Here is a 25,126-nt window from a genome sequence, read left to right as displayed (position 1 = left end):
AAAAAGCATTTAAGTTTATCCTAACTAATAATACAACTAACCAAATTTTAATCATTTATGAGTAGGAACTTTACACAAATCTTGTATGTGTTATTCTTTGTATTTGCAATAAATATTGCGGCAAAGGCACAGAACATCACGGTTAGTGGAACCGTTAAAGATAAGGAATCAAAACAAGGCCTCGTTGGAGTAAGTGTAACCATAAAAGGTCAAACTGGTGGTACTGCATCATCTGGTGATGGAAGTTTTTCTTTCAGTACATCTGCCAAAGTGCCATTTACTTTAGTGGCATCTTATGTAGGCTATGGCACAGTAGAGCGTCAGGTAACTGGCAACACTGCCGGAATTAACATTGAATTGGAAGCCGCTGTAGTTTTAGGAGGTGATGTGGTGGTTTCTGCATCGAGAACTCCGGAACGTATATTAGAATCGCCAGTTTCCATTGAGCGAATGAGCGCTGCTTCGATTAGAGAAATTGCAGCACCATCTTTTTACGATGCCTTGAACAACATGAAAGGTGTAGAAAGTAGCATGCAAAGCTTAACCTTTAAATCCATTAATACACGTGGTTTCAACTCAAATGGTAATACCCGTTTCAATCAATACATCGATGGAATGGATAACCAGGCGCCAGGTTTGAACTTTTCGGTTGGTAATATTGTGGGTATTACGGAACTTGATGTAGATAATGTGGAACTTTTACCAGGAGCTTCATCCGCTTTATATGGTGCTGGCGGTATTAATGGTACTTTATTAATGACTTCTAAAGATCCATTCAAATATCAGGGTGCTAGTTTTCAATACAAAACAGGCATTAACCACGTAAATGACGATAACAGCAGCGTACAGCCTTTTAACCAATTGGATGTTCGTTTAGCAAAATCATGGAACAATAAGTTTGGTGTTAAAGCGGCTTTCTCGTTTTTACAAGCAAAGGATTGGATGGGAACCAACTATTCGAACTTTGATCGCAATGCAAGAACAGCCAAATCAGGTGATAGAAATAGTGATACCAACTATGATGGAATAAATGTTTATGGCGATGAGGTGAGTCAGAATATGCGTAATGTAGCTTTAAGCGTTCAAAATGCAACTATATCAGGAATCAATGCTGGTTCTGGTGGTGCTATACCAAATATTAAAGCTTTGATGGATGGTGCTTTTGGGGCAGCTATTCCTAATGCGGCACAACAGGCAGGTTTTCTGGCTGGTTTGCCAGCTGGCTTACGTCCTGCGGTACAAAATTATCTTCCATTTTATGTTGGCTTAAAAGCAAACTTAATTCCAGATCAAAATGTCTCGAGGACAGGTTACAATGAGCGTGATTTGGTAGATTATGATACCAAATCGTTGAAAGCTTCTGGTGCGATGTATTACAACATCACCAATACCATTCAAGCAGTTGCACAGGCAAACTGGGGAACGGGAACTTCGGTTTATACAGGTTCCGATCGTTACTCATTGCGAAACTTCAATATTGGTCAGTACAAATTAGAGGTTAAAGGGCAAGATTTCTCTATTAAAGGGTACACCACGCAAGAACGTTCAGGCGATTCATACATTTCATCAATTTTAGGAAGTTATATTAATGAGGTTTCTAAAGCATCAACCACTTGGTTCCCACAATATATTGGTAATTACGTAGGTGCAAGAGCCGCCGGACAAAGTGATGCTGCTGCCCATGTAACTGCAAGAGGTGTAGCTAACCAAGGTAGATTTGAGCCAGGTAGCCCGCAATTTGAAACGGCTAAACAAAATATTATGAACACCAACATCAGCGCAACTAATTTTGGTAGCGGTGTTTACGGTGCTAAGTTTGATGATAAGTCTAATTTATACCACTACGAAGGAATGTACAATTTTACCAATGCCTTTAACAATGTGGTAGAGTTTCAAGTGGGTGCTTCATATCGTTTGTACGATTTAAATTCGGCAGGAACAATCTTTAACGATTTAACCAGTTCTATCGACATTAATGAATATGGCGCTTTCGCTCAAATAGGTAAAAAACTATTTAACGATAAAGTGAAATTTACTTTTGCCGGTCGTTATGATAAAAGCATGAATTTCGAAGGCCGTTTTACCCCACGTATTACCGGGGTTTTCACTGTAGCTAAAAACAATAACATCAGGGCTTCTTACCAAACTGGTTATCGCAATCCAACCACTCAAAATCAATACATTGATTTATCAGTTGGAGGCGGTTCTCAACGTTTAATTGGTGGTTTGCCAGAAGTGATGTTCGGTAAATACAATTTGAATACCAACAAAGCCTTTACCGATGTGAGTTACCGTGCGTTCTTGGCATCAGCCGCAACAGGCACGCCAAATCCTGCTTTATTGCAGCAATATACTTTCGATGCAAGAGGTGTTCGTCCGGAAAGTGTGCAGTCTTATGAGTTAGGTTACAAAGGATTAATCTTGCCGAACCTATTGATTGATGCTTATGGTTATTATAATATTTACAAAGATTTTATTACCGCTGTAGATGTTTACCAGAACGTGGGCACCTTAGCCAGTCCAACTTTTGTAAAGTTTGGCGTTCCGGTAAATGCTGAAGGGGAAGTTACTTCTTATGGTGCGGCGTTAGGGTTAGATTATTTAGTGGGTAACTACAATTTTAGTGGAAACGTTTCATACAATCAAATTGGCGATCTTCCGGTAAATTATATTAACGATTTTAATACACCAAAAGTTCGCTTCAACCTGGGTTTTGGAAATAAAGAAATTATTAAAAACGTAGGTTTTAACTTGTCTTACCGTTGGCAAGATAAATTTTATTGGAACTCTTCATTTGCCTCAGGCGATGTACCAGCTTACAGCTCTTTAGATGCGCAGGTGAGTTATAAAATCCCATCGGTAAAATCGTCTATCAAATTGGGAGGCTCTAACGTGATGAACAAATATTACATTACATCTTATGGTAACCCAGCAGCGGGTGCTATATATTATTTGGCATTCTCTTTCAATCCATAGGGATTAAAAATGTTCGCTTTCATGAAGCCCCCGGATATTAATATTCGGGGGCTTTTTATTTATTATTTAATACCCCCTTTTTATAAAATATTTGTATTATAGTACTTTCTTAAGCACATCCCAGTTTAAGAGCTATTAAATTAAATTTTTGAATAAATAAGGATGGAAGAGAATAACGACAAAATAAACGAGGTAAGTGATCTGATCGATAAGGAACAAGAAATACAGCATCTAAATAACCCAGTTGATATATCTGTTAAGCCTATTGTTAAACAATATCTTGGCACAGTAAAGAAAGTTAAGAAAGAAGGTAACCGTTTTTATTTTTCAGATGGTGATGCTAAAGTAGAAATTCGGGTAGTGAGTGACGAAATTATTCGCGTTCGCCTGGCGCCACATGGTGTATTTTTAGACGATTTTTCTTACGCAGTGCCTGAAGTAGATCAAAAAGTTTCTGTATTTAAAATGCAGGAGCACGAAGATCATTACACCGTATCAACCCATTCGGTTACTTGTAAAATAGAAAAAGCCAATTTTCATGTTTCATTTTATGATAACATTACCAACTTGGTGATGGTTGATGAGGCAAATTCTATGCACTGGGAAGAAAACACCGATTTTGGAGGCTACTATATTTATGCCACGAAAAAATGCCATCCCGAAGAAAACTTCTTTGGCTTAGGTGATAAATCGGGTAATTTCAATTTACGTGGCCGCCGTTTCGAAAACTGGAACACCGATGCTTATTCTTTCGGCTGGAACCAGGATCCACTTTACAGAACAATACCTTTTTACATCGGACTTCATAATCAGGCTGCGTACGGAATCTTCTTTGATAACACCTTCAAATCGTATTTCGATTTTGGTGGCGAAGATGTTTCTAAAACGAGTTTTTGGGCAGATGGGGGAGAATTGCAATACTATTATATCCATGGTCCACATATCATGGATGTGGTTAAACGTTATGCAAGTTTAACGGGTACGCATCCTATGCCGCCAAAATGGACTTTAGGTTACCAACAGTGCCGCTGGAGTTATTACCCTGAGACTAAAGTAAAAGAAATAGCGAAACAGTTTAGAGACCGTAAAATCCCATGTGATGCCATTTATTTGGATATCGATTATATGGATGGTTATCGTTGTTTCACCTGGAATAAAAAATATTTCCCCGATCCACGCAGAATGATCAAAGAACTTTCTGATGATGGTTTTAAGACTGTAGTGATGATCGATCCGGGAATTAAGGTGGATGATGATTATTGGGTTTTCAAAGAAGGTAAGGACAATAAATATTTCTGCCGCCGAAGCGATGATTATTTTATGGAAGGCCATGTTTGGCCGGGCCGTTGCCAGTTTCCTGATTTTACCAATCCTAAAGTGCGGAAATGGTGGGGCAAATTATATGAAGAATTAGTTGATATGGGCGTTGCGGGTTTCTGGAATGATATGAACGAACCTGCAGTTTTTGGTTCGGGCACTTTCCCTAACGATGTTCGCCACAATTACGACGGTTACCGTGGCTCGCACCGCAAGGCACATAATGTTTACGGTATGCAAATGGTGCGTTCAACCTACGAAGGTTTGAAAAAGCTGATGCGCAATAAACGTCCTTTTACCATCACCCGTGCTGGTTATTCTGGTATGCAGCGCTACGCCAGCGTGTGGACTGGTGATAATATTGCCACCTGGGAACATTTAAAAATTGGTAATATTCAATGCCAGCGTTTATCGGTTTCTGGCGTTCCTTTTTGCGGAACCGATATTGGCGGTTTTAGTGGGGAACCTGATGGCGAATTATTCACCCGCTGGATTCAGTTGGGTACTTTTTCTCCTTTTATGAGAGCACACTCTGCAGGCGATACCGCAGAACGTGAACCTTGGAGCTTTGGCGAATTCTTTGAAGATATCAATAGAAAATTTATTGAGTTGAGGTATCGTTTAATGCCTTACCTGTACTCCGTTTTCTGGGAACATCACCGTTATGGATTTCCAATATTGCGTCCACTAGTGATGCTTGAGCAAGAAAATATCAGTAACAGTTTCCGTCAGGATGAATTTTGTTATGGAGATAAATTGTTGATTTGCCCTGTTTTGGAGCAAGGCGCAATTTCAAGGAAAGTATATCTTCCAAAAGGAACCTGGTATAATTTCTGGACAAATGAAGTGTTAGATGGTGGCAACGAATACACGGTGGAAGCGAAAATTGATAGTATGCCAATGTTTGTAAGAGCAGGTTCGGTTATTCCAGAATATCCGGTGATGCAGTATGTCGACGAGAAATCAATCACAGAAGTAACTTTAAATATTTACCAAAGCGATTACGAAGTGAACTCATACATGTATGAAGACCACGGCGATACTTTTGCCTTTGAGCAAGATATTTATTTGGAGAAAAAGTTTACTGTTAAAGCAGATAACCAACTTTTGAAAGTTAATCAACGGATAGAAGGCTTGTATACACCTAATTATGAGTTTTATGCTTGTAATGTAATGGGTGTTAAATTTAAGGTGAAAAAAATTATAGTGGATAATAAAGAGGTAACTGATTTTTATACTGATGATAAAAATGTTCTCCACTTTAAGTGCCTTAAAACATTTGCCGAAATACAGATTCTAAGTCTTTAAATCTTTTAGCCCCAAATGCTGTTTAGTTTTTGGGGCTAATGATTATTTGGGGGTTTTAACTCCGATCTCACATCTAAATACGTCTAGCCAAAAAGATTATGTCAAAAACAAAGAAAGTTTCAGATAAAAAAGCAGCTTTAACAAAAATCGACACCAGTAAATCAGTTTGGGTACACAGTCTGTTTACCGATTATGATATTGATCTTTTCTTGGTCGGTAAGCATTTTAGGTTGTATGAAAAAATGGGTTCTCATCTTGTTGTTTTAGAGAAAACCGCTGGAACTTATTTTGCCGTTTGGGCGCCTAATGCTACAAGAGTAAGTGTTGTTGGAGATTTTAATGATTGGAATAATACGGCTCATCCATTAAATAAACGCTGGGATAAATCGGGCATTTGGGAAGGTTTTCTTCCTGGCTTGGCAAAAGGCGATGTATATAAATACTTTGTTAAAGGATTTGATGAATCTGAACATTTAAAAGGCGATCCTTATGCCCGTAAATGGGAACATCCGCCCCAAACGGCATCTATTGTGTGGGATACCGATTATACCTGGAAAGATAAATCGTGGTTGGCGAAAAGGCCAAAGCTTAATGCACTCGATCAGCCTATCTCGGTTTATGAACTGCATTTAGGCTCTTGGGAACGCGATCCGGGCAATCCTGAAAGGGTGTTAACAGCCAGAGAGGTTGCGGGCCGATTGGTTCCATATATTAAGGAAATGGGTTTTACCCATGTAGAGTTAATGCCGGTTATGGAGTTTCCTTTCTTTCCAAGTTGGGGATACCAAATAACGGGCTACTTCGGTGCAAGCTCCCGTTACGGGACACCTGAAGATTTGATGTATCTGATTGATGCGCTTCACAAAGCGAATATTGCGGTGATTTTAGATTGGGTTCCATCGCACTTTCCTGGAGATCGACATGGCCTTTATGAATTCGACGGAACACACTTATATGAGCATGCTGATATGCGTAAGGGTTTTCATCCCGATTGGAAATCTTATATTTTTAATTACGACAGGCCTGAAGTGCGCTCATTTTTAATTAGCAATGCGATATTTTGGCTGGATCAGTACCATGCCGACGGATTGCGTGTTGACGCGGTGGCATCGATGCTGTATTTCAACTTCTCTCGTGAGGATGGTGATGCCGCAACAAATGATCAAGGCGGCCCTGAAAATTTTGGCGCAATTAAATTTCTTCAAGATCTTAATGTGGCTGTATATGGTGATTTCGAAGGGGTTCAAACTATCGCCGAAGAAAGCAGCACATATCCTGGAGTTACCCATCCGGTTCATGCGGGTGGTTTAGGTTTCGGTATGAAATGGATGATGGGTTGGATGAATGACACCTTAAAATATTTCAAGGTTGATACACTGGGTAGAAAGCACCACCATAATCAATTGAGTTTTAGCATGACTTATGCTTTTACCGAAAACTTCATGCTTCCTTTTTCGCATGATGAAGTGGTTCATGGTAAATCGCCTATGCTGTATAAAATGCCTGGAGATGATTGGCAGAAATTCGCCAATTTAAGGGCACTTTACGGCTACATGTTTACCCATCCAGGAGCAAAGTTGCTTTTTATGGGCAATGAGTTTGCAGATACCAATGAATGGAACTTTACTAAATCATTAGATTGGCATTTGCTTCAATATGCACCACATAAAGGGATGCAAGAAACGGTAAAAGCATTAAATTTCCTGTATCGGAAAGAGCCCGCCTTATATCATTTTAATTTTAGTTATGAAGGTTTTCAATGGTTGGATGCCGATAATGCAAACGAATCGGTTTTTGCATTTATGAGGAAGGGACCAAAGGCGAAAGATACTTTAATAATTGCCTTGAATTTTACCCCTGTAGTACGGGAAAACTATCGTATCGGTGTGCCTTTTAAAACCAAATGGCAGGAAATATTTAACTCTGATGATATCATCTATTACGGGAGTGGCATCAATAATAGGGGAGATATTGTGCCTAACGTTGTTGGCTATAATCATCAAGAGTATTCGATTGATATTACGCTACCACCGCTGGCTGTTACCATTTTTAAAAGTAAATAGGAGCATATAAAGCTTTAGATGAAGAAAACGCCTAAATAAGAAAAGCCTTTCATTGCTGAAAGGCTTTCTTAATCCTTGGAGTGGAAGCTTCCAAGGAGGGTGCAAAGATACGATAAGAGTTGATAGTTACAAGTTTATTCCTGTAAATAAAATATTATAGTTTAAACTTGATGCCGCCATTGAATGTTCTACCTTCTGTATGGGTCCAGATATCGTCGAACGTAGGGTTCAGGTGCGATCCGTTAACTACACTTTTATATCTGCTTTGCCTGGTGTCGGTAAAATTTTCGGCGTTTATAAAAATTGAAAACTTTCCAAAAATCTTTTCGGCCATAAAACCAAACTCCCAAAAAGCGTTAGTTTGTTGGTTGTTGTATAAATATTGTTTATCGGTAAAATAACCTTCTAAACCCATTTTAAAGTTTCCTTCCTTTTCATAAAGTAAAGCCAGGTTAAGTTTATTTTTTGGTAGCAATCTAATATTCTGAATTACGGGTAGATAATCGGCCTTTGCATCAGTAAAAGTATAACCCGCAAAAAGTTTAAAATATTCATGGAAAATTATTTTCGCATTGGTTTCAAATCCTAAACTTCTAACGGGTGCTTTGGTATTATCAAAATAGAAGTTACCATTAGTCTCTTGCAACAGAATAGTAGAATTATTAATTCGGGTATAAAAAAACATCTGGTTGAAGCTAAGTAGCCAGTCTTCACCTATGCTTGTTTTATAGTTCACATCGGCGGTTCCACCATAACTTCTTTCTGCTTTTACATTGTTTAAAGCTTGAAGGTTTTGATATTGGAAAGTTTCTGTTTGTTCGGTAAAGAGGGTAGGCGTTTTATAGCCTAATCCACCGCCAATTCTCGAGCTCCAATGATCATCAAATTTATATAGTGCAGATACGCGGGGTAAAACGAAGACCTCATCTTCACTATAATTGGCGTTAAAGTAGTTAACGAAATCGGCCCGCAAACCACTTTCCAACTTAAACTTATCCGAAACATCCCAGGTGTGTTGTACATAAACACCAGCTGTTCTGGTTGTGAAATCCTTTTTAAAAAGCGTTTGATCTTGCTCATTAAATTTATCGTAAACCACATTAGCACCAAAAATTAAACTTTGATTTTTCAAAGTTCTTAAATAACTAATATCAGTGTACGAGTTATAGTTCACCCCATTAAACTTATAATCGGGAATGGCTATTCCACGTTTAAAATAATTGAAACTAGTTTTTACTTTTAGCAAATCTTTTTCTGCAGTTTGATAGCTGAAATCTAGTGTCGTGGTATTTCGGGTGGTATTATTAGCCTCAAAATAACGGTGATTCGCATCAACGCCATCGTTGACTACAAAAATGTCTCCTCCAGTTCTTTCACTCTTTGTAAACGCATTGCCAATAACGATGGTGGTTTTATCGCTTGGATAAATAAACAGCTTAGGGTGAATGGTGAAATCACTGGTTTTTGGCAGCTCAGTAAAATCGTCTTTATCTACATCGTATGCCTTTTGAAAATTACTAAGTGCAAGTAGGCTGTAGCCAATTTTTTTGTTTCGCTGCATGCTAAAAGCACCAATATTGGTTTGCCCAACATTAGATTGGTTAAGGATGAAATTGAGATCGGCCTTTTCTCTCGGAGACCTTGATATAAAATTGACTACACCTGCAATTGCACCAGCACCAAAAAGGGTAGAAGATGGACCTTTGATAATTTCAACCTGGGCTAGATCCAGCGGCGGAATTTCTAAGATGCTCAATCCGCTGGCAAAATTTCCAAAACTGGCGTAACCGTCTTTCAAAAGTTGGGTGTACCTCCCATCCAAACCCTGGATCCTAATGCTGGCATTTGCACTTGTTGCCGAGGTTTGTTGTACTGCAATACCGGTACTTTCATGCAAAATCATGGACACATTTGCCGGGCGCATATTGCTTTTCTCATCTATTTCTTCCAGTTCGATGGTTTCTACTCTGGTAGGCGTATTTTGGATAGTTCTGCTTGTTCTGGTAGAAGATACAATCACCTCTTCAAGTTCCTCATCAGCTTCTTCCATTAAAATTTCCAATGGTTGATCTTGATTATTAGGGAATAGAAGTGCTAATTGTTGTTCCCGAAAACCGACATTTCTGATAATCAGTGTTTGCTTCCCATTTGGGATATTGTTGAGTACTGCTATGCCATCGGCTGAAGTTTTAACAACAAAAGTGGTGTTTTTTAATAAGATCGTTGCATCACTCAAAGCGCCTTTGGTGTCCTTATTCTTAACTATTATTTTAAATGAATTCTGTGCATAGGCAGTTGTAATGCACAAAACTGTGCAGAACAATAAAATTATTTTTCGCATTGATGTATTTCTAAAATTGAATAAATGGATGTAGTCCTGAATTCAACGGTTACCCGTTAAAGTGATTATTCAATTTTGGCGGTTGCCAGATATTTTGTACGTAGCTGGAAATGAAATTACTATTGTAGGAGCTTGACTCTTTTTTCGGAATTGATCTTTTAAGTGTTTTTGGAATAGAAACCGGAACGTTGGCTATCAAAAGCTGACCACAACAGTTGCAGGTACATAAAGGAGAGCAATTATCTTGCTCAGTTATGCCTTTAGATTTTTCTATACTGGCGCTCGATATTTCAGAATGACTAACCATAGCCATAACATCCTCACAATTGATGCAGGATAAACTGAGGATTATAAAGCTCAATAAATAGATTAAGATCTTCATTCTGGGCAAAGGTACAAATCATCTCTAAATACTTCTGGATTTTGATTGCTTTTAAATTTAGCAACAAATAATGCGCTCCATTCAACGGCGAAGTTTAGTCGTTTAGGTTGTATTCCAACCAGTTGTTTGATTCTCTGAGCAGCAAAGAACAATATAGGCATCACTGTGTTATCAGTTTATTAGCCCTACAAAATGCAGTTGTCAACTACCGAAATTCAGGATTACGAATCAGATCAAACCTTCAAAGTTTGGTTATCCGATGAAGTGGCATTCTCAGATCGGTTAAGAGCAAAAGAAGATGGTGCATTTAAAATGCTCTATCATAAATATGCTTCTGCTATTTACGGCACTATACTCAGAGCTTGTGTCGATCAAGACAAGGCAGCGGTGGTTTTGGAAAATGTATTTATTGAAGTTTGGTATTCAATTCCGGCTTATGATAAAAACAAGATCAAGCTGTTTACTTGGATAAATCAAATTGCAGCAAAACATATCAATCTTTCAAAAGCTAACTCTTAGTTAAAGCTTATCAAGCTGTTCTTGTTTATAATCCTAAACGATTATTAGGAATATTGTCTGTAAAAAAAATCAATCAGCTATTTGGAATTTGCTGTAAAAGAAAAAGGAGACCTCATCCAAGCGTCTCCTTTTTTTCTAACCAAATATAAACCTGTTATGAGCCAGGCTTTGTCTTAAATCCTATTCGAAACCTAAGTTTCAGTAAGGATGTTTTTATCTTTTTAATTGTAAACAAACATCGTTCCGTTTATTACTCTACAAATATAGTAAAAAAATTCATAGTGTAAAAAATACACTAAGAAATTTTTAAGTATTTTTTTTGTCATTTTTTATTTACAATTGATTTTTTGAAAGATTGAGGCTTTAAAAACGACTTGCATGCAAATATAAGCTGAAATTATGTTAAGTAATTGTTAAATCGTGATTTTTTCAATCTGTTTAAGCTATCAAATTGTTAATTAAAGGTTAAAAATTAAGGATGAGAGAATTTTTTGACCTTTTTATAGTGTATTTTTTATTTTTAAACGGAATAATAGGCTAAAAAAAATTTTATGAGCTAAAATTCGGTAAAAAAATTTTAATTTTATTAGTGAAATATTTTTTTATATAGAAAAAGCGGCTAATGTTTGAAACATTGCCGCTTTCCTAATTTTAATATTTATTTAAATTTATTTCAAGCTACCGTAGTATTCCACAAATTTAGCCAGGGCTGATGAATATCCCCATTCGTTATCGTACCAAGAAACAACTTTAACAAAGTTATCATTCAATGAAATACCAGCTTTTGCATCGAAAATAGAAGCATGATCATCGCCAATAAAATCTGATGATACCACTTCGTCTTCAGTATAGGCCAATACACCTTTTAATTCACCTTCAGAAGCTGCTTTCATAGCTGCTTTAATTTGCTCGTAAGTTGCTGGTTTTTCTAAACGTGCTGTTAAGTCAACAACAGAAACATCGGCAACAGGAACACGGAATGACATACCGGTAAGTTTTCCTTTTAATTCTGGAAGTACCATACCTACTGCTTTTGCAGCACCGGTTGATGAAGGGATGATGTTTGAGAAACCACCACGGCCACCTCTCCAGTCTTTAGCAGAAGGACCGTCAACAGTTTTTTGCGTTGCAGTAACTGCATGGATCGTGCTCATTAAACCTTCTACAATACCGAAATTATCATTTAAAACTTTAGCAATTGGCGCTAAACAGTTTGTAGTACATGATGCGTTTGAAACGATAGTTTGATCTGCAGTTAATTTATGGTGGTTAACGCCCATTACATAAGTTGGGATATCAGCATCTTTAGCTGGTGCAGAGAAAACAACTTTTTTAGCACCTGCAGCAATGTGTTTTTCAGCATCTGCACGTGTTAAAAATAGGCCAGTAGATTCAATTACTACTTCAACACCTACAGCATCCCATTTCAAATCAGCCGGATTTCTTTCTGCTGTTACACGGATTGTTTTTCCATTAACAACTAAATTTCCATCAACAACCTCAATTGTTCCGTCAAACTTGCCATGAGTTGAATCATATTTTAACATATAAGCCATGTAATCTGGCTCAATTAAATCGTTAATTGCTACAATATCTAATCCTCTTTTAAGGGCAGCTCTGAAAACCAGTCTGCCGATACGGCCAAAGCCGTTTATTCCAATTTTGCTCATTGTTTTGTTAATTAGTGTAATGTTTTAATAAATTTAGTATTGGTTCTTTAATAATCGTTTTTATTTTAATCTGATGTTTTGCTGCGGTAAGTAGCAGTCTGTCTTCTAATTCTGCAGCAACTTTACCTACAAAATGGATATCTTCTTTTCCATATTTTTCTACCGTAGGTAAGATGTAGGTTTGGAAATATTTTTCAAATCCATTATCAATTAGCTTGATAATATATTCATGTTCAATATTGTGAGTGAAAAAATCAAAAAATGAAGTTAGAAAAATATTCGCATGTGGCTTATTGTATATTCTTTCTAATATCTGAGGGCGATCTAGATTGTAGTTTCCAATAAATTTTGCTTCCAAATCACCTGGCAATTTCTGACTCAAGAAATCTTTCAGAAGCATTTTTCCAAAATAGTTTGATGACCCTTCGTCTCCAAGGATGTAGCCTAATCCAAAATTATTCATTATTGGTTTTTTGCCATCAAAATAAGCACAATGTGAGCCGCTGCCCAACATGCCAACAATTCCTGGCTTATCATAGCAAGCAGCTTTTGCAGCACCAAATAAGTCATCCTCAACAAAAACTTTACTATACCTAAAAAATGAAGATAAAGTTTTTGAAAGTTCTTCTTTACGACCGGGCGATGAAGCGCCAGCGGCAAAGAAATAAATTTTCTTTATGTTTTCAGCGTTGTTAACTAAAACTACCTTTTTATTCAAAATCTGCAATAGCATTTTTGAATCTACAAAAGTTGGATTAATACCAGCCGTATTGCAATGTCCTACAACCTGCCCATTTTGGGTTAATTTCCAAAATGCTGTTCTCGATCCACTGTAAACTACTGCTATCATGATTATATAGATAAAACTTCAGTCATTTCCATTAAATCCGGTTCCAGTTTGAAGCTGTGTGCCGTTAAAGCTTCTGCAATGCTGGTTAATTTTATTTCATTGCCTTTTAAGCCAACCATTTGTTCGGTTTCTCCAGCAATTAAAGCATTAACTGCTGCAAATCCCAGTCTGCTACCCAAAATCCTATCAAAACTACTTGGACTTCCGCCACGTTGCAAATGGCCGAGGATGGTTACTTTGGTATCGTAATGATCAAACGTTTCCTTCACTTTTTTGGCAATATCATAAGCACCACCTTGCTTGTGTCCTTCGGCAACAATAACAATACTCGATGATTTTTTTGTTGCAGCGCCTAAAGCAAGTTTATCGATCAATTCGGTAACGCTGGTTTCTCTCTCTGGTAATAAAACCGCTTCTGCACCACTGGCTATCGAGCTTCTTAAAGCAATACAGCCAGAATCTCTTCCCATTACTTCGATAAAAAATAATCGGTCGTGTGCATCTGCAGTATCCCGAATTTTATCGATTGCTTCAATAACGGTGTTAATGGCAGTGTCATATCCCAGGGTAAAATCCGAACCCACTAAGTCGTTATCAATAGTACCAGGAATACCGATTACTTTAACACCGAAAGTTTCCGAAAACCTCTTGGCGCCTGTAAAAGTTCCATCGCCCCCAATAACCACTAATCCATCGATATTATTTTTCTTTAAATTATTATAGGCTATTTGTTGTCCTTCATCAGTTTTAAATTCAAGGCAACGTGCGGTCTTTAAAATCGTTCCGCCCAAGTGTAAAATATTGCTTACAGATCGGGCATCCATTGGTTTTATATTGTCGGTTATTAGTCCTTGATATCCTTGCATAACACCAAACATGTTAATGCCATGATATATTCCGGTACGAACAACAGCTCTGATTGCAGCATTCATTCCTGGGGCATCGCCACCAGAAGTAAGTACAGCTATATTTTTAATATTTGGCTCCATCTATGATACGAATATAGTGTGTAATTTTTACACTAAGTAATTTTTTTTATTTTTTTTACTTAATATTGAAAGTCATACCTTTATCTGCTTAAAATAACTAAATTTTACCTTGGAACAAATTTTACCTCATTTAGATTCAGTATTCTCGATAGATTGCGTTTTGTTTGGATTTGATGGAAAGGAATTAAAAATCCTTCTCATTGAAAGGAATGAAGAACCATTTAAAGATTGGTGGGCACTGCCCGGTAACATTGTTGGTGCCGATGAAAGTTTAGATCAATCAGCCTCTAGAATTTTATACGAACTTACAGGTCTCCGTGGCATTTACATGGAGCAATATTATGCTTTTGGCGATCCTAATAGGCACCCGCAGGGTAGGGTAATTACTTTGGCTTATTATGCTTTGATCCGTTTGGGTGGCGATAAAGAACTTCGCCCGATCAGTACTTATGCCAAAAGGGCAAACTGGTTACCCATTACCGATTTGCCGAAACTAGCTTTCGATCACCAAAAGATTTATGATAAAGGTTTAGAAAAAATAAAGCGAAGAATTAAACATCAGCCAATTGCTTTCGAGCTTTTGCCAGAGAAGTTTACCTTAACGCAATTGCAGCATGTTTATGAGTTGGTATTGGGTAAAAAGCTTGATAAAAGAAATTTCAGGAAGAAAATTGTAAGTTTTGGTGTGTTGAAGGAATTGGATGAAAAACAAAAAGGAGTTTCTTACCGAGCTGCCACTTTGTATCGTTTTGATAAAAGAAAGTACGCTAAACTTTTTGGGAAAGAGATATCTTTTTAAGTTAAAAGTTAAAAGTTAAAAGTTGAAAGACAAAGTGTGAATAGAGCGCTTTTAACAAATAAGCCAGATTTGAGATTTCAAATCTGGCTTATTTGGTTTATAAAGAATGACTTAAGACTCCCAACTCCAAACTATTTTTTTGGAGCTAGTTCTAAGTGATAATGCACTAAATCATCTATAGGAGAGCGGATGATTTTTCCAACGCCCATTTCGTATCTATCAGCTACAATACTTAAAATATCGCGGAAGCTGTAACCTACGGAACCTACGCAGTTCAATTTGTGATCTTTATAGTTTGGATAGTGAATAACCAATGCCTCAAAAAATGAGGTAAATGCATAATCGATTGTGCTAAATGCATAATCTTCATAATTATCTTTAAAATCGTATAAGAATTTACTGAAGCTGGCACAGAAACGATTTGGCAAAGGCTTGTTGTAGATATTGTCGAAAATATCCTCATTTGTTAAAGCATAGTTATCGTAAAATGCTTCACGTAATCCTTTTGGCATGTAACCTTTCATGTAATCACCCAAAATGCGTTTACCGATAAAAGAACCACTTCCTTCATCGCCTAAAAAGTAACCTAATGAGTCGATGTTCAATGTGATATCTGTTCCATCGTATAGACATGAATTGGTTCCCGTACCTAAAATAGCAGCAAATCCTGGCTCGTTTCCTAGAAGTGCTCTGCAAGAGGCAAGTAAATCATGACCAACAAAAATCTCGGCATTAGTAAAAACCTGTTTCATGGCATCAGCCACAATTTTTACATTACCCGGGGTAGAACATCCAGCACCATAATAGTAAACTCCTGTTAATTTTTCTCTTTCCAAGTGGTCTGGAAGAGTTTCATTCAAAGACTTTACAATGTATTCTCCTTTGGAAAAATATGGATTGTAACCCTCGGTGTTAAAGTAAATTTTTCTGCCGGCCTCGTTAATCAAGCACCAATTTGTTTTGGTTGATCCACCGTCTGCAATTACTATCATTTTATTTATTTTTGGTTTTAGCACGATAAAAGTATAAAAACTCTTATATTTTGTATCTTTTTTTTTAATAATTTTTTAACAATTTGTTGTTGTTTAAAATTAAGTGTGTAAAAAATACACTATATACAGTGCTTAATGGCCTAAAAACCTTAAAATTATACCAGAAAAGGCATTGGTCTTTTTTCTTAACCGTAAAAAAATATTTACATTTCATACAAAAATGAAGAGCAGATTTTTAGATTTTAGAAGTGATACCGTAACAAAGCCAACCGCCGGGATGCTAGAGGCGATGATGAGTGCCAAAGTTGGCGACGATGTTTTCGGGGAAGATGAAACCGTAGCCGCACTCGAGCAGAAATTGGCATTGATGTTTAATATGGAGTCAGGCTTATTTTGTCCATCGGGAACAATGACGAACCAAATTGCTATTAAATGTTTTACGCAACCGATGGATGAGGTAATTTGTGATCAAACCGCTCACGTTTATCGATATGAGATAGGTGGCATTGCCTATCATTCGGGCGCATCGGTGAGGTTACTTTATGGCGATCGGGGTATTCTTACGCCTGAATTGATTGAGCCTGAAATAAACGAAGATAATATTCACTACCCAAATTCGAGCCTGGTGGTTCTGGAAAATACAGTCAATAAGGGAGGCGGGAAATGCTATACTTTGGATCAAATTGCGCCGATCCATCACTTATGTAACATAAAAGGACTAAAGCTGCATTTAGACGGTGCTCGGGTTTTCAATGCACTTGTAGCCACTGGCGACAAAGCAAGTGCCTATGGAAAATATTTTGATGGTATATCAATTTGTTTATCAAAAGGTTTGGGTGCACCTGTAGGGTCAGTATTATTGGGATCGAAAGATATGATTAATAAGGCCCGGAAAATCAGAAAAGCCTTTGGTGGAGGTATGCGCCAGGCGGGGTTTCTAGCTGCTGCAGGTATTTATGCGCTTGATCATCATGTCGAAAGATTGAAAGAAGATCATGATCATGCGAAAGCATTGGCGGGCGCCTTAGCAAGAACGAGTTATGTTAAATCGATTATGCCTGTAGAAACCAATATTTTGATTTTCGAGGTAGCGAAAGGATCGGCTCAAAAAATCGTTGATCAGTTGCAAGAAAAAGGCCTTCACTGCAATACCACAAGTGCAAGCACCATCAGGTTGGTAACACATTTGGACCTTAATCAATCGATGATTGATGAGGCTATCGAAATAATTTTACATTTGTAATAACAGATTGATTCTTCTTTAAGGATACTGAAAAAATAACTTAATAAACTCTAGCCAGATGTCGATACCAGATAAAGAACAGCTTAAAATATCCAAACTCCTTATCGCCAATCGTGGAGAAATCGCTTTGCGAATTATGCGTTCGGCAAAGGAAATGGGAATAAAAACGGTGGCTGTTTTTTCAGAAGCTGATCGCAATGCATTGCATGTTCGCTATGCAGATGAAGCAATTTTTATCGGACCTGCACCTTCTAACCAGAGCTATTTGGTAGGTGAAAAAATTATCCAGGCTTGTAAAGAAACAGGAGCTGATGCCATTCATCCTGGTTACGGATTTCTTTCCGAAAATGCAGGTTTTGCACAACAGGTGGCCGATGCGGGGTTAATATTGGTTGGCCCTTCTGCGAAGGCAATGGAAATTATGGGAAATAAATTATCAGCAAAGGCGGCAGCACTTAAGTATAATATCCCAATGGTTCCTGGTACAGAAGAGGCCATAAAAGATGTTTCGGAAGCTAAAGCAAGAGCTGTTGAGGTTGGTTTTCCGATTTTAATTAAGGCTGCTGCGGGCGGAGGGGGTAAAGGCATGCGAATTGTAGAATCTGTAGATGCTTTTGAAGAACAAATGCAGTTGGCCGTAAGTGAAGCTACCTCAGCTTTTGGAGATGGAGCAGTTTTTATAGAAAGATATGTTACCTCACCAAGGCATATCGAAATTCAAGTATTGGGCGATGAGCATGGTAATATTGTTCATCTTTTCGAACGTGAGTGCTCAGTTCAAAGGAGACATCAGAAGGTGGTAGAAGAAGCGCCGTCATCCGTGCTAACCCCAGAAATTAGAGAAAAGATGGGCAAGTGTGCGGTTGATGTTGCTCGATCTGTAAATTATACCGGTGCAGGAACGGTTGAGTTTATTTTGGATGAAAACCTCGATTTTTTCTTCTTGGAAATGAACACCCGTTTGCAAGTAGAGCATCCGGTTACAGAATTGATCACTGGAATAGATTTAGTAAAAGAACAGATAAAAATCGCATCGGGCGAAGCCCTTAGTTTTAATCAGGAAGATTTAAAAATAAACGGGCATGCAGTTGAATTGCGTGTGTATGCCGAAGATCCTAACAATAATTTTTTACCAGATATTGGTACGCTGCAAACGTACAAAACCCCAAAAGGCAATGGTGTAAGGGTAGATGATGGCTTTGAACAAGGCATGGAGATACCGATTTATTACGACCCGATGATTGCAAAACTAATTACTTTTGGAAAAGATAGGGAAGAAGCTATCCAAAGAATGATCAGGGCAATTGACGAATATGATATTACTGGGATCGAAACTACTTTGGGTTTTGGTAAATTTGTAATGCAGCATGAAGCGTTTAGAACTGGAGATTTTGATACTCACTTTGTTGGCAAATACTTTAATGCCGAAAGCCTTAAAAGCGCCGACGAGACAGAAGCCTTGATAGCAGCCCTGGTTGCAGTCAGGCTTTTTGACAATAAGAAAGAGGCTAAAAAGTTGGATAGCACAGTTGCAGAATCCTCCAATTGGAGAAAAAATAGAATTAAACTTTAAGTAATGTTTACTGGAATTATAGAAAACCTGGGCGAAGTAAAAGCCATCAAAACCGATCACACTAATATTCATTTCACTATTTCTTCGTCTATTAGCCACGAGCTCAAAATCGACCAAAGTGTTGCACACAATGGGGTTTGTCTTACCGTTGTAGGCTTAACTGAAGATACACATACTGTTACTGCAATTGATGAAACTTTGAGTAAAACCAACCTCAGTTATTTAAAGGTAGGGAGCAAAATTAACCTGGAGCGTTGTATGCAAATGAATGCCCGTTTGGATGGGCATATCGTTCAAGGCCATGTAGATCAGACTGCCGTTTGCGTGAAACGCGAAGAGTTGGATGGCAGTTGGGAGTATCGGTTTAAATATGATGCCTCTGCCGGAAATGTAACTGTTGAAAAAGGTTCTGCCTGCGTAAATGGAATTAGTTTAACAGTTGTTAACTCTCAAGCCGATGAATTTTCTGTTTTCATCATCCCCTACACTTTTGAACATACTAATTTACATCAGGTTGAAGTTGGCGATACCGTAAATTTGGAGTTCGATATTATTGGTAAATATGTTGCTCGTTTAATGGCAAACAAGTAGAAACATAGAGGATTAAAAGTAATATTTTAGTTAGTAAGCTTGGCCTTGGTTATTTAAACCAAGTCTTTTCTTTTATGCATAACTGTACAGGACAGTTAGCCTTGATTTAATGCGGATTATAGTATTACCAAAGCCAAATTTAAATAATTTCAATATGAGCCTATCCATACTGTTTTCTCGCCTTTTTATTGTTTTTACAGTTCTTGTTTTTTCTGTTGCCGAAGGGTTTTCTCAAAAAATCGTCGTACAAAATTTAACTGTTGAGCATTTAGTAAATCCTTTTAGCTTAGATAATTCCAAACCAAGGTTTAGTTGGAAGATGCAATCAGCTATTAAAAATACATTGCAAACCAGCTACGAAATAAGGGTAGGGAAAAGCGAAGCGATTGACAAGAGTAGAGTTTGGACTTCAACTAAAAAGAGTGATCAATCTGTACTAGTAACTTACGCTGGTCCTGATCTGGAATCGAAAACAAAATATTTTTGGCAGGTGAGGGTGAAAGACAATCATGGGAATGCATCGAAATGGTCGCAAGTGCAATGGTTTCAAATGGGTTTAACGGAAAGAGATTGGGTTGCTAATTGGATAACTGTTGATGGTAAAGATACTTCGTTAGCGAGCCCAATGCTTAGAAAGGAATTTAATATTCGCAAGAAAGTAAAAACAGCTACCGCTTATATTACAGCCAAAGGTTTATATGAAGCTCGATTAAATGGCCAGCGAATAAGCGACCACTATTTTGCACCAGGGTGGACGAGTTATCAGGATCATTTACAATATCAGGTTTATGATTTAACCAAGTTTGTAAAAACAGGTTTAAATGCTTTTGGTGTTACTTTAGGCGATGGTTGGTATAAAGGTAGAATAGGTTTCGCAGGGCAAAGTAAGTTTTACGGTGATACCAGGGCCTTACTTTTTCAATTAGAAGTTGTTTATGCGGATGGAACCAAAGAAATTTTTATCACGGATGATACTTGGAAAACTTCCAATGGACCGATTTTATCATCAGATATTTATAATGGAGAAACTTACGATGCTCGAAAAGAGCAAGCTGGATGGGATCATGTAGGTTTCAAAGAGAACGCACTATGGAAAGCGACAAAAATTCTTCCTAAAGATAAAGTAAAATTGGTGGGGATGAGTGGTCCTCCCGTGAGGAAACATGAAATCTTTAAACCGATTAAAATTTTCAAAACGCCACTGGGAGAGACCGTGGTAGATTTCGGACAGAACATGGTGGGTTGGGTAATATTAAAAGCCAAAGGAACAGCAGGCACAAAAATAACGCTAAACCATGCCGAGGTATTGGATAAAGCAGGCAATTTCTATACCACCAACTTGCGTTCAGCGAAGCAATCGAACGAATATATTCTTAAAGATAATTTAGCACAAAGTTTTGAGCCACATTTTACTTTCCAAGGGTTTCGGTATGTAAAAATTGATGGCTATCCTGGAGAATTAACTACGGATGCACTCACAGCAGTAGCCATATATTCAGACATGAAACAAACGGGCAATTTTACCAGTTCGAATACAATGTTAAATCAGTTGCAGCATAATATCCAATGGGGACAAAAAGGAAATTTTGTTGATGTTCCTACCGATTGTCCACAAAGAGATGAACGTTTGGGTTGGACTGGCGATGCACAAGCTTTTGCAACCACAGCAGCTTACAACATGGATGTTGCCGGATTTTTTACCAAGTGGATGAAAGATGTTTCGGCAGATCAATTGGAAAATGGAAGTGTGCCGTATGTAGTACCAAATGTGCTTAATAAACGCGATGCGGGGTCGGCAGGCTGGGCTGATGTAGCAACGATAATTCCCTGGGATATGTATGTTGCCTATGGCGATAAAGGAATTTTAACCGCTCAATATACCAGTATGAAAAAGTGGGTAAATTATATTTCATCGGTAGCTAAAAATGATTTATGGAACTCGGGTTCGCACTTCGGCGATTGGTTGTTTTATCGGCCAAATGATGATAATGATGGCCGTGCAGCCGTAACGGATAAGTATATGATTGCACAAACATTTTACGCACACTCTACGCAACTGCTTATCAACGCAGCAAAAGTTTTGGGAAAAACCGATGATGTAAATCAATATGAAGCGCTACTGAAAAGAATTAAGCAAGCTTATGTAAATGAAAACATGACTGCAAATGGCAAGTTGGCTTCGAATACGCAAACGGCCTATGTTTTGGCTTTGCAATTCGATATGTTACCAGAAGAAAACCGGAAACAAGCGGCAGAAAGATTGGTGCAGAATATTAAAGATTATGGTAACCATTTAACCACAGGTTTTTTAGGAACACCGTATTTATGCCATGTATTAAGTCGTTTTGGTTATGATAACGTAGCTTACGATTTATTGATGCAAGAAGGTTATCCTTCATGGTTATATCCAGTAAAAATGGGTGCTACTACCATTTGGGAAAGATGGGACGGTATTAAACAAGATGGATCTTTTCAAACACCAGATATGAATTCTTTCAATCATTATGCATATGGTGCCATTGGCGATTGGATGTACAAAAATATAACAGGCATAAATCCTGTTGCAGAAAATCCTGGTTATAAGGAGGTATTAATTGCTCCAAAACCTGGTGGTAAATTATCGAGCGCAGCTGCAGAACTGGAAACGGTTTATGGTTTGGTAAAATCATCGTGGACATTAGAAAATGGTATTTTTAAATTAGACGTAACTATTCCGGCTAACTCAACGGCTACTGTAATATTGCCGAAAACCGATAAAAAGGAAAAAATTGGATCAGGAAATTATCATTTTGAATACAGATATTAATGCTTTAATATTGCAGGCTGTTGCTTCATAAACGATAATTTCGATTGTAGCAGCAGTATAAATTTAATATGTATAGCAAAGAAGAGGCAGCGAGGTTAAGGCAACAATTTTGGATCAGCTTTGGGCAGTATATGAAACCTGTTCCATCGGCAAGCGGATCTACTGTACATTGGGTGAATTACAAAACTGGTGTAAAAAACATCTTCTTTAAAATGGATGTGACCAACAACCAAGCGATTATTGCCATTCAGCTTACCCATTCCGATCCCGACATCAGGCATTTGATTTTCGAACAGTTTGAAGAATTTAAACTGATGTTTACTAATACCATGAATGAGGAATGGGATTGGGCAAAGGATTTTACCGACGATTATGGCAAAACGGTAAGTCAAATTTATACTTCATTAACCGCTGTAAGTGTTTTCAACCAACAGCATTGGCCAGATCTTATTTCCTTCTTTAAACCTCGTATTATTGCTTTAGATGAATTTTGGGATCATGTAAAGCCGGTCTTCGAAGATCTTATTTAGTTAAATCCATTTGCTCAATCCTTGCCTGTGCAAATTTAATTTCCTGCCCGTCTATCTTAACATCGGGTTTGCTTTTTAAATAAAGTTTATAATAATTTTTGGCTGTTTTAACCTGTTTTAATTTTGTATCATACAGTATCGCAAGGCGATAATACAAAGTAGGGTTGGTATCAAAAAAAAGCCCTTTTTTATAAGCAGCATTTGCCAATGAGTATTGCTGGTTCTCTTCGTAAGCCAAACCTAATAGTGCGTAATAGTTAGGGATATTGGGCGAAATGCCCTCCTCAATTGTTTTCCTAGCATAAATTGCTGCCATTTTAAAGTTTTTTAAATAGCGATAACATAGCGTTGTAAAGTATAAAGTGTTTTCATTTTGCATCTGCATTTTCTCCAATTGGGTAAACAACGCAACTGCTTTATCATATTTTTTGGTGAAGTAATAAGCTTTTGCCACATCTTTTATCACTGCAGCGTCTGGTCCAATCTTTAATAGTGCTTCGCCCGCAACAATTACCTCATCATATTTTTTCAGATAATTAGCTATTGGCAGTTTCGTTCTCTGTAAAACAAAATTTTCATTATCGGCTTTAATCGCAACATTTAAAACCTCGTAAGCTTTTCCGTAATCTTGATATAAGGCATGAACTTCTGCCAGATCTACGGCAACATCGCCATCAGTAGGCATGAGTTTATTTGCCTTTAATAAATAAACACGCTTTAACGAGTCTTTATTAGAGTTGTACAGGTTAGCCAAAAGCTTGTAAACGATAAAATTATTGCTATCAATTTCCACAATTTCGCCATAATACTGTTTTGCTTTATCGGTATTGCCTCTTCGGTTATTAATGCTGGCCAGATTAAAAAGGATAGGCAAACTTTTAGATTGCAGTGAATTGGCCTTTAAATAATATTTTTCTGCCTCCACATTATTACCTGCCATCAAAAAACAATAACCCATTTGAGTTAAGGCTTTCAAGTCGTCGGTATTTTCACCGTAATTCTGTTTAAGGTATTCCGCAGCTTCCGCATAACGTTGATTTTGATAGAAATCAAATAGTTTGTCTTTATCTAACGCCAGTTGTTGACCGAAAACAATGATATTAAACATCAATCCGACAGCAACGAAAATAATTTTTTTCATACTTGAAAAGTTTTAAACTAATTTATTAGTTGTTTTTTGTAATTCCAAATAAATTGAATAAAAACAAAATGGACAGGTAGGGGTTTATTAGGAAACAGTATAAAATCAAAAGCTATGAATACTTTAAAGAAGTTTGAATTAATGGAAAAGATTGTGCGTGAACTTGAGGATTTACAAAATTCGCAACAGGCACTTATTCAAAAGATTGGTAAAATTGAAGTTGATAATATTGAACTTGGCGATACAAGGTTAGAAAAAGATGCTGGCGATATGCATCAGAGACTGGCAGACAATTTGGATACGATTGTATCTATTTTAGACTACTTCGCTAACAAAACAGAAAATTTTGGCAATAAAAACAATGTTGATGCTTTGAAAGAACAAGAAGCTATTAACAACGCAACAAGCTAAGAACTCTAAATCATCCCTATTATGAAATTTTTATCTTTAACAGCAGCATTCTTATTGGTATGCTTTTTTGCAAGTGCGCAAATTTTACCCTCATTTCAGTTTGGTTTAAAAGCAGGAGCTAACTTCTCCAAGTTTGATTCGGAGAATACTTTTAGCAGTGATAACCGTGCCGGATTTTATGGCGGAGTTTGGGCCAGGATTGGTGCAGCGGGAATCCATTTTCAACCAGAACTGTATTTATCAGGCAAGAAAGCTGATTTAATTAGCGATGCAACGGGAGAGGTAAACAAAGTTCGCTTCACAAGCTTAGATGTGCCTTTGTTAATAGGTACAAAGTTCGGCGCTGCTGGTATTGGCGTTAGATTAAACACAGGGCCAATGTTCTCTTTAATTATTGATGAAAACCAGAGTTTCGGTCAAGCTGCGGGAAGCGTATTTAGAGCCGATTTTAAAAATCAGGCTTTGGCTTGGCAATTTGGAGCTGGAGTAGATATAAAGAAGCTTAGTTTGGAAGCAAGGTACGAACTTGGTTTGTCAAAAATTAACAAATCAGGTTATCCAGGAACGAAGTTAAATTTGTTTACTGTAGGCCTTGGTTACAGATTATTCTAGTAAAAAGCATCCC

19 protein-coding genes are annotated in these 25,126 nt (G+C 37.5%); 12 read left to right on the top strand and 7 right to left on the bottom strand.

The window, feature by feature from the left end:
• Positions 1 to 57: 57 nt before the first annotated feature.
• The 3 genes from ACZZZC_RS19325 (at position 58) to glgB (ending at position 7,664) form a co-directional block, all read left to right on the top strand.
• Entirely contained in the window at positions 58 to 2,976 is a 2,919-nt protein-coding gene (locus ACZZZC_RS19325) for a TonB-dependent receptor domain-containing protein (RefSeq protein ID WP_463487932.1), read from the top strand.
• 162 nt (positions 2,977 to 3,138) lie between these two features.
• On the top strand, positions 3,139 to 5,601 hold the full coding sequence (locus ACZZZC_RS19320; protein ID WP_463483633.1) for a glycoside hydrolase family 31 protein: 2,463 nt from the start codon (positions 3,139 to 3,141) through the stop codon (positions 5,599 to 5,601).
• 98 nt (positions 5,602 to 5,699) lie between these two features.
• Positions 5,700 to 7,664 (top strand): 1,4-alpha-glucan branching protein GlgB, encoded by a 1,965-nt coding sequence (gene glgB / locus ACZZZC_RS19315; RefSeq protein WP_463487931.1) that lies wholly within the window; start codon positions 5,700 to 5,702, stop codon positions 7,662 to 7,664.
• 154 nt (positions 7,665 to 7,818) lie between these two features.
• Here the strand turns inward: glgB and ACZZZC_RS19310 are convergent, their stop codons facing one another.
• Both ACZZZC_RS19310 and ACZZZC_RS19305 read right to left on the bottom strand, forming a co-directional pair.
• Positions 7,819 to 10,005 (bottom strand): TonB-dependent receptor, encoded by a 2,187-nt coding sequence (locus tag ACZZZC_RS19310; RefSeq protein ID WP_463487930.1) that lies wholly within the window; start codon positions 10,003 to 10,005, stop codon positions 7,819 to 7,821.
• Between the two features lie 49 nt (positions 10,006 to 10,054).
• Positions 10,055 to 10,387 (bottom strand): DUF6660 family protein, encoded by a 333-nt coding sequence (locus ACZZZC_RS19305; RefSeq protein ID WP_463487929.1) that lies wholly within the window; start codon positions 10,385 to 10,387, stop codon positions 10,055 to 10,057.
• A gap of 198 nt (positions 10,388 to 10,585) precedes the next feature.
• On the opposite strand from ACZZZC_RS19305, the gene ACZZZC_RS19300 reads away from it, so the two are divergent.
• Entirely contained in the window at positions 10,586 to 10,906 is a 321-nt protein-coding gene (locus ACZZZC_RS19300) for a hypothetical protein (protein WP_463487928.1), read from the top strand.
• A gap of 668 nt (positions 10,907 to 11,574) precedes the next feature.
• Here ACZZZC_RS19300 and gap read toward each other — a convergent pair.
• The 3 genes from gap to pfkA are packed head-to-tail and all read right to left on the bottom strand — an operon-like array spanning position 11,575 to position 14,415.
• Positions 11,575 to 12,576, bottom strand: a complete 1,002-nt coding sequence (gap, locus tag ACZZZC_RS19295; RefSeq protein ID WP_056851723.1) for a type I glyceraldehyde-3-phosphate dehydrogenase — start codon at positions 12,574 to 12,576, stop codon at positions 11,575 to 11,577.
• Between the two features lie 7 nt (positions 12,577 to 12,583).
• A complete protein-coding gene (locus ACZZZC_RS19290; RefSeq protein ID WP_463487927.1) occupies positions 12,584 to 13,426 on the bottom strand; it encodes a hypothetical protein in 843 nt (280 codons plus the stop codon).
• Positions 13,427 to 13,428: 2 nt separating this feature from the next.
• Entirely contained in the window at positions 13,429 to 14,415 is a 987-nt protein-coding gene (gene pfkA, locus ACZZZC_RS19285; protein ID WP_056851725.1) for a 6-phosphofructokinase, read from the bottom strand.
• 109 nt (positions 14,416 to 14,524) lie between these two features.
• On the opposite strand from pfkA, the gene ACZZZC_RS19280 reads away from it, so the two are divergent.
• On the top strand, positions 14,525 to 15,214 hold the full coding sequence (locus tag ACZZZC_RS19280) for an NUDIX hydrolase (RefSeq protein WP_056851726.1): 690 nt from the start codon (positions 14,525 to 14,527) through the stop codon (positions 15,212 to 15,214).
• A gap of 131 nt (positions 15,215 to 15,345) precedes the next feature.
• Here the strand turns inward: ACZZZC_RS19280 and ACZZZC_RS19275 are convergent, their stop codons facing one another.
• On the bottom strand, positions 15,346 to 16,206 hold the full coding sequence (locus ACZZZC_RS19275; RefSeq protein ID WP_463483626.1) for an N-acetylglucosamine kinase: 861 nt from the start codon (positions 16,204 to 16,206) through the stop codon (positions 15,346 to 15,348).
• A gap of 220 nt (positions 16,207 to 16,426) precedes the next feature.
• Here ACZZZC_RS19275 and ACZZZC_RS19270 point away from each other — a divergent pair, with 220 nt between their 5' ends.
• The 5 genes from ACZZZC_RS19270 (at position 16,427) to ACZZZC_RS19250 (ending at position 22,949) form a co-directional block, all read left to right on the top strand.
• On the top strand, positions 16,427 to 17,449 hold the full coding sequence (locus ACZZZC_RS19270; protein WP_463487926.1) for a threonine aldolase family protein: 1,023 nt from the start codon (positions 16,427 to 16,429) through the stop codon (positions 17,447 to 17,449).
• A 58-nt stretch (positions 17,450 to 17,507) separates the two neighbouring features.
• Complete coding sequence (accC, locus tag ACZZZC_RS19265; RefSeq protein WP_463487925.1) at positions 17,508 to 19,022, top strand: acetyl-CoA carboxylase biotin carboxylase subunit; 1,515 nt, start codon at positions 17,508 to 17,510, stop codon at positions 19,020 to 19,022.
• A 3-nt stretch (positions 19,023 to 19,025) separates the two neighbouring features.
• Positions 19,026 to 19,613, top strand: a complete 588-nt coding sequence (locus ACZZZC_RS19260) for a riboflavin synthase (RefSeq protein WP_463483623.1) — start codon at positions 19,026 to 19,028, stop codon at positions 19,611 to 19,613.
• Positions 19,614 to 19,767: 154 nt separating this feature from the next.
• Positions 19,768 to 22,419, top strand: a complete 2,652-nt coding sequence (locus tag ACZZZC_RS19255) for a family 78 glycoside hydrolase catalytic domain (protein ID WP_463483622.1) — start codon at positions 19,768 to 19,770, stop codon at positions 22,417 to 22,419.
• A gap of 68 nt (positions 22,420 to 22,487) precedes the next feature.
• Positions 22,488 to 22,949 (top strand): DUF4268 domain-containing protein, encoded by a 462-nt coding sequence (locus tag ACZZZC_RS19250; RefSeq protein WP_463483621.1) that lies wholly within the window; start codon positions 22,488 to 22,490, stop codon positions 22,947 to 22,949.
• Here ACZZZC_RS19250 and ACZZZC_RS19245 read toward each other — a convergent pair.
• A complete protein-coding gene (locus tag ACZZZC_RS19245; RefSeq protein ID WP_463487924.1) occupies positions 22,942 to 24,090 on the bottom strand; it encodes a tetratricopeptide repeat protein in 1,149 nt (382 codons plus the stop codon). The genes ACZZZC_RS19250 and ACZZZC_RS19245 overlap by 8 nt on opposite strands.
• Positions 24,091 to 24,204: 114 nt before the next feature.
• Between ACZZZC_RS19245 and ACZZZC_RS19240 the strand changes: the two genes are divergently transcribed.
• Together ACZZZC_RS19240 and ACZZZC_RS19235 are read left to right on the top strand one after the other, a co-directional pair.
• Positions 24,205 to 24,501 carry a hypothetical protein gene (locus tag ACZZZC_RS19240; protein ID WP_056851817.1) on the top strand — a complete coding sequence of 99 codons (297 nt, stop codon included), beginning with the start codon at positions 24,205 to 24,207 and terminating at the stop codon, positions 24,499 to 24,501.
• A 21-nt stretch (positions 24,502 to 24,522) separates the two neighbouring features.
• Positions 24,523 to 25,113, top strand: a complete 591-nt coding sequence (locus tag ACZZZC_RS19235; protein ID WP_463487923.1) for a porin family protein — start codon at positions 24,523 to 24,525, stop codon at positions 25,111 to 25,113.
• Positions 25,114 to 25,126: the final 13 nt, after the last annotated feature.

This window comes from Pedobacter sp. AC212 (genome assembly GCF_979258625.1).
Note: the sequence above shows the minus strand (reverse complement) of the source record. Positions and strands in the feature narration are given on the sequence as shown.

Excerpts from the sequence above, each read along its gene's own strand:
- ACZZZC_RS19325 (WP_463487932.1), top strand. The coding sequence starts at position 58 with ATGAGTAGGAACTTTACACAAATCTTGTATGTGTTATTCTTTGTATTT.
- ACZZZC_RS19320 (WP_463483633.1), top strand. The coding sequence starts at position 3,139 with ATGGAAGAGAATAACGACAAAATAAACGAGGTAAGTGATCTGATCGAT.
- glgB (WP_463487931.1), top strand. The coding sequence starts at position 5,700 with ATGTCAAAAACAAAGAAAGTTTCAGATAAAAAAGCAGCTTTAACAAAA.
- ACZZZC_RS19310 (WP_463487930.1), bottom strand. The coding sequence starts at position 10,005 with ATGCGAAAAATAATTTTATTGTTCTGCACAGTTTTGTGCATTACAACT.
- ACZZZC_RS19305 (WP_463487929.1), bottom strand. The coding sequence starts at position 10,387 with ATGAAGATCTTAATCTATTTATTGAGCTTTATAATCCTCAGTTTATCC.
- gap (WP_056851723.1), bottom strand. The coding sequence starts at position 12,576 with ATGAGCAAAATTGGAATAAACGGCTTTGGCCGTATCGGCAGACTGGTT.
- ACZZZC_RS19290 (WP_463487927.1), bottom strand. The coding sequence starts at position 13,426 with ATGATAGCAGTAGTTTACAGTGGATCGAGAACAGCATTTTGGAAATTA.
- pfkA (WP_056851725.1), bottom strand. The coding sequence starts at position 14,415 with ATGGAGCCAAATATTAAAAATATAGCTGTACTTACTTCTGGTGGCGAT.
- ACZZZC_RS19275 (WP_463483626.1), bottom strand. The coding sequence starts at position 16,206 with ATGATAGTAATTGCAGACGGTGGATCAACCAAAACAAATTGGTGCTTG.
- ACZZZC_RS19270 (WP_463487926.1), top strand. The coding sequence starts at position 16,427 with ATGAAGAGCAGATTTTTAGATTTTAGAAGTGATACCGTAACAAAGCCA.
- accC (WP_463487925.1), top strand. The coding sequence starts at position 17,508 with ATGTCGATACCAGATAAAGAACAGCTTAAAATATCCAAACTCCTTATC.
- ACZZZC_RS19260 (WP_463483623.1), top strand. The coding sequence starts at position 19,026 with ATGTTTACTGGAATTATAGAAAACCTGGGCGAAGTAAAAGCCATCAAA.
- ACZZZC_RS19255 (WP_463483622.1), top strand. The coding sequence starts at position 19,768 with ATGAGCCTATCCATACTGTTTTCTCGCCTTTTTATTGTTTTTACAGTT.
- ACZZZC_RS19250 (WP_463483621.1), top strand. The coding sequence starts at position 22,488 with ATGTATAGCAAAGAAGAGGCAGCGAGGTTAAGGCAACAATTTTGGATC.
- ACZZZC_RS19245 (WP_463487924.1), bottom strand. The coding sequence starts at position 24,090 with ATGAAAAAAATTATTTTCGTTGCTGTCGGATTGATGTTTAATATCATT.
- ACZZZC_RS19240 (WP_056851817.1), top strand. The coding sequence starts at position 24,205 with ATGAATACTTTAAAGAAGTTTGAATTAATGGAAAAGATTGTGCGTGAA.
- ACZZZC_RS19235 (WP_463487923.1), top strand. The coding sequence starts at position 24,523 with ATGAAATTTTTATCTTTAACAGCAGCATTCTTATTGGTATGCTTTTTT.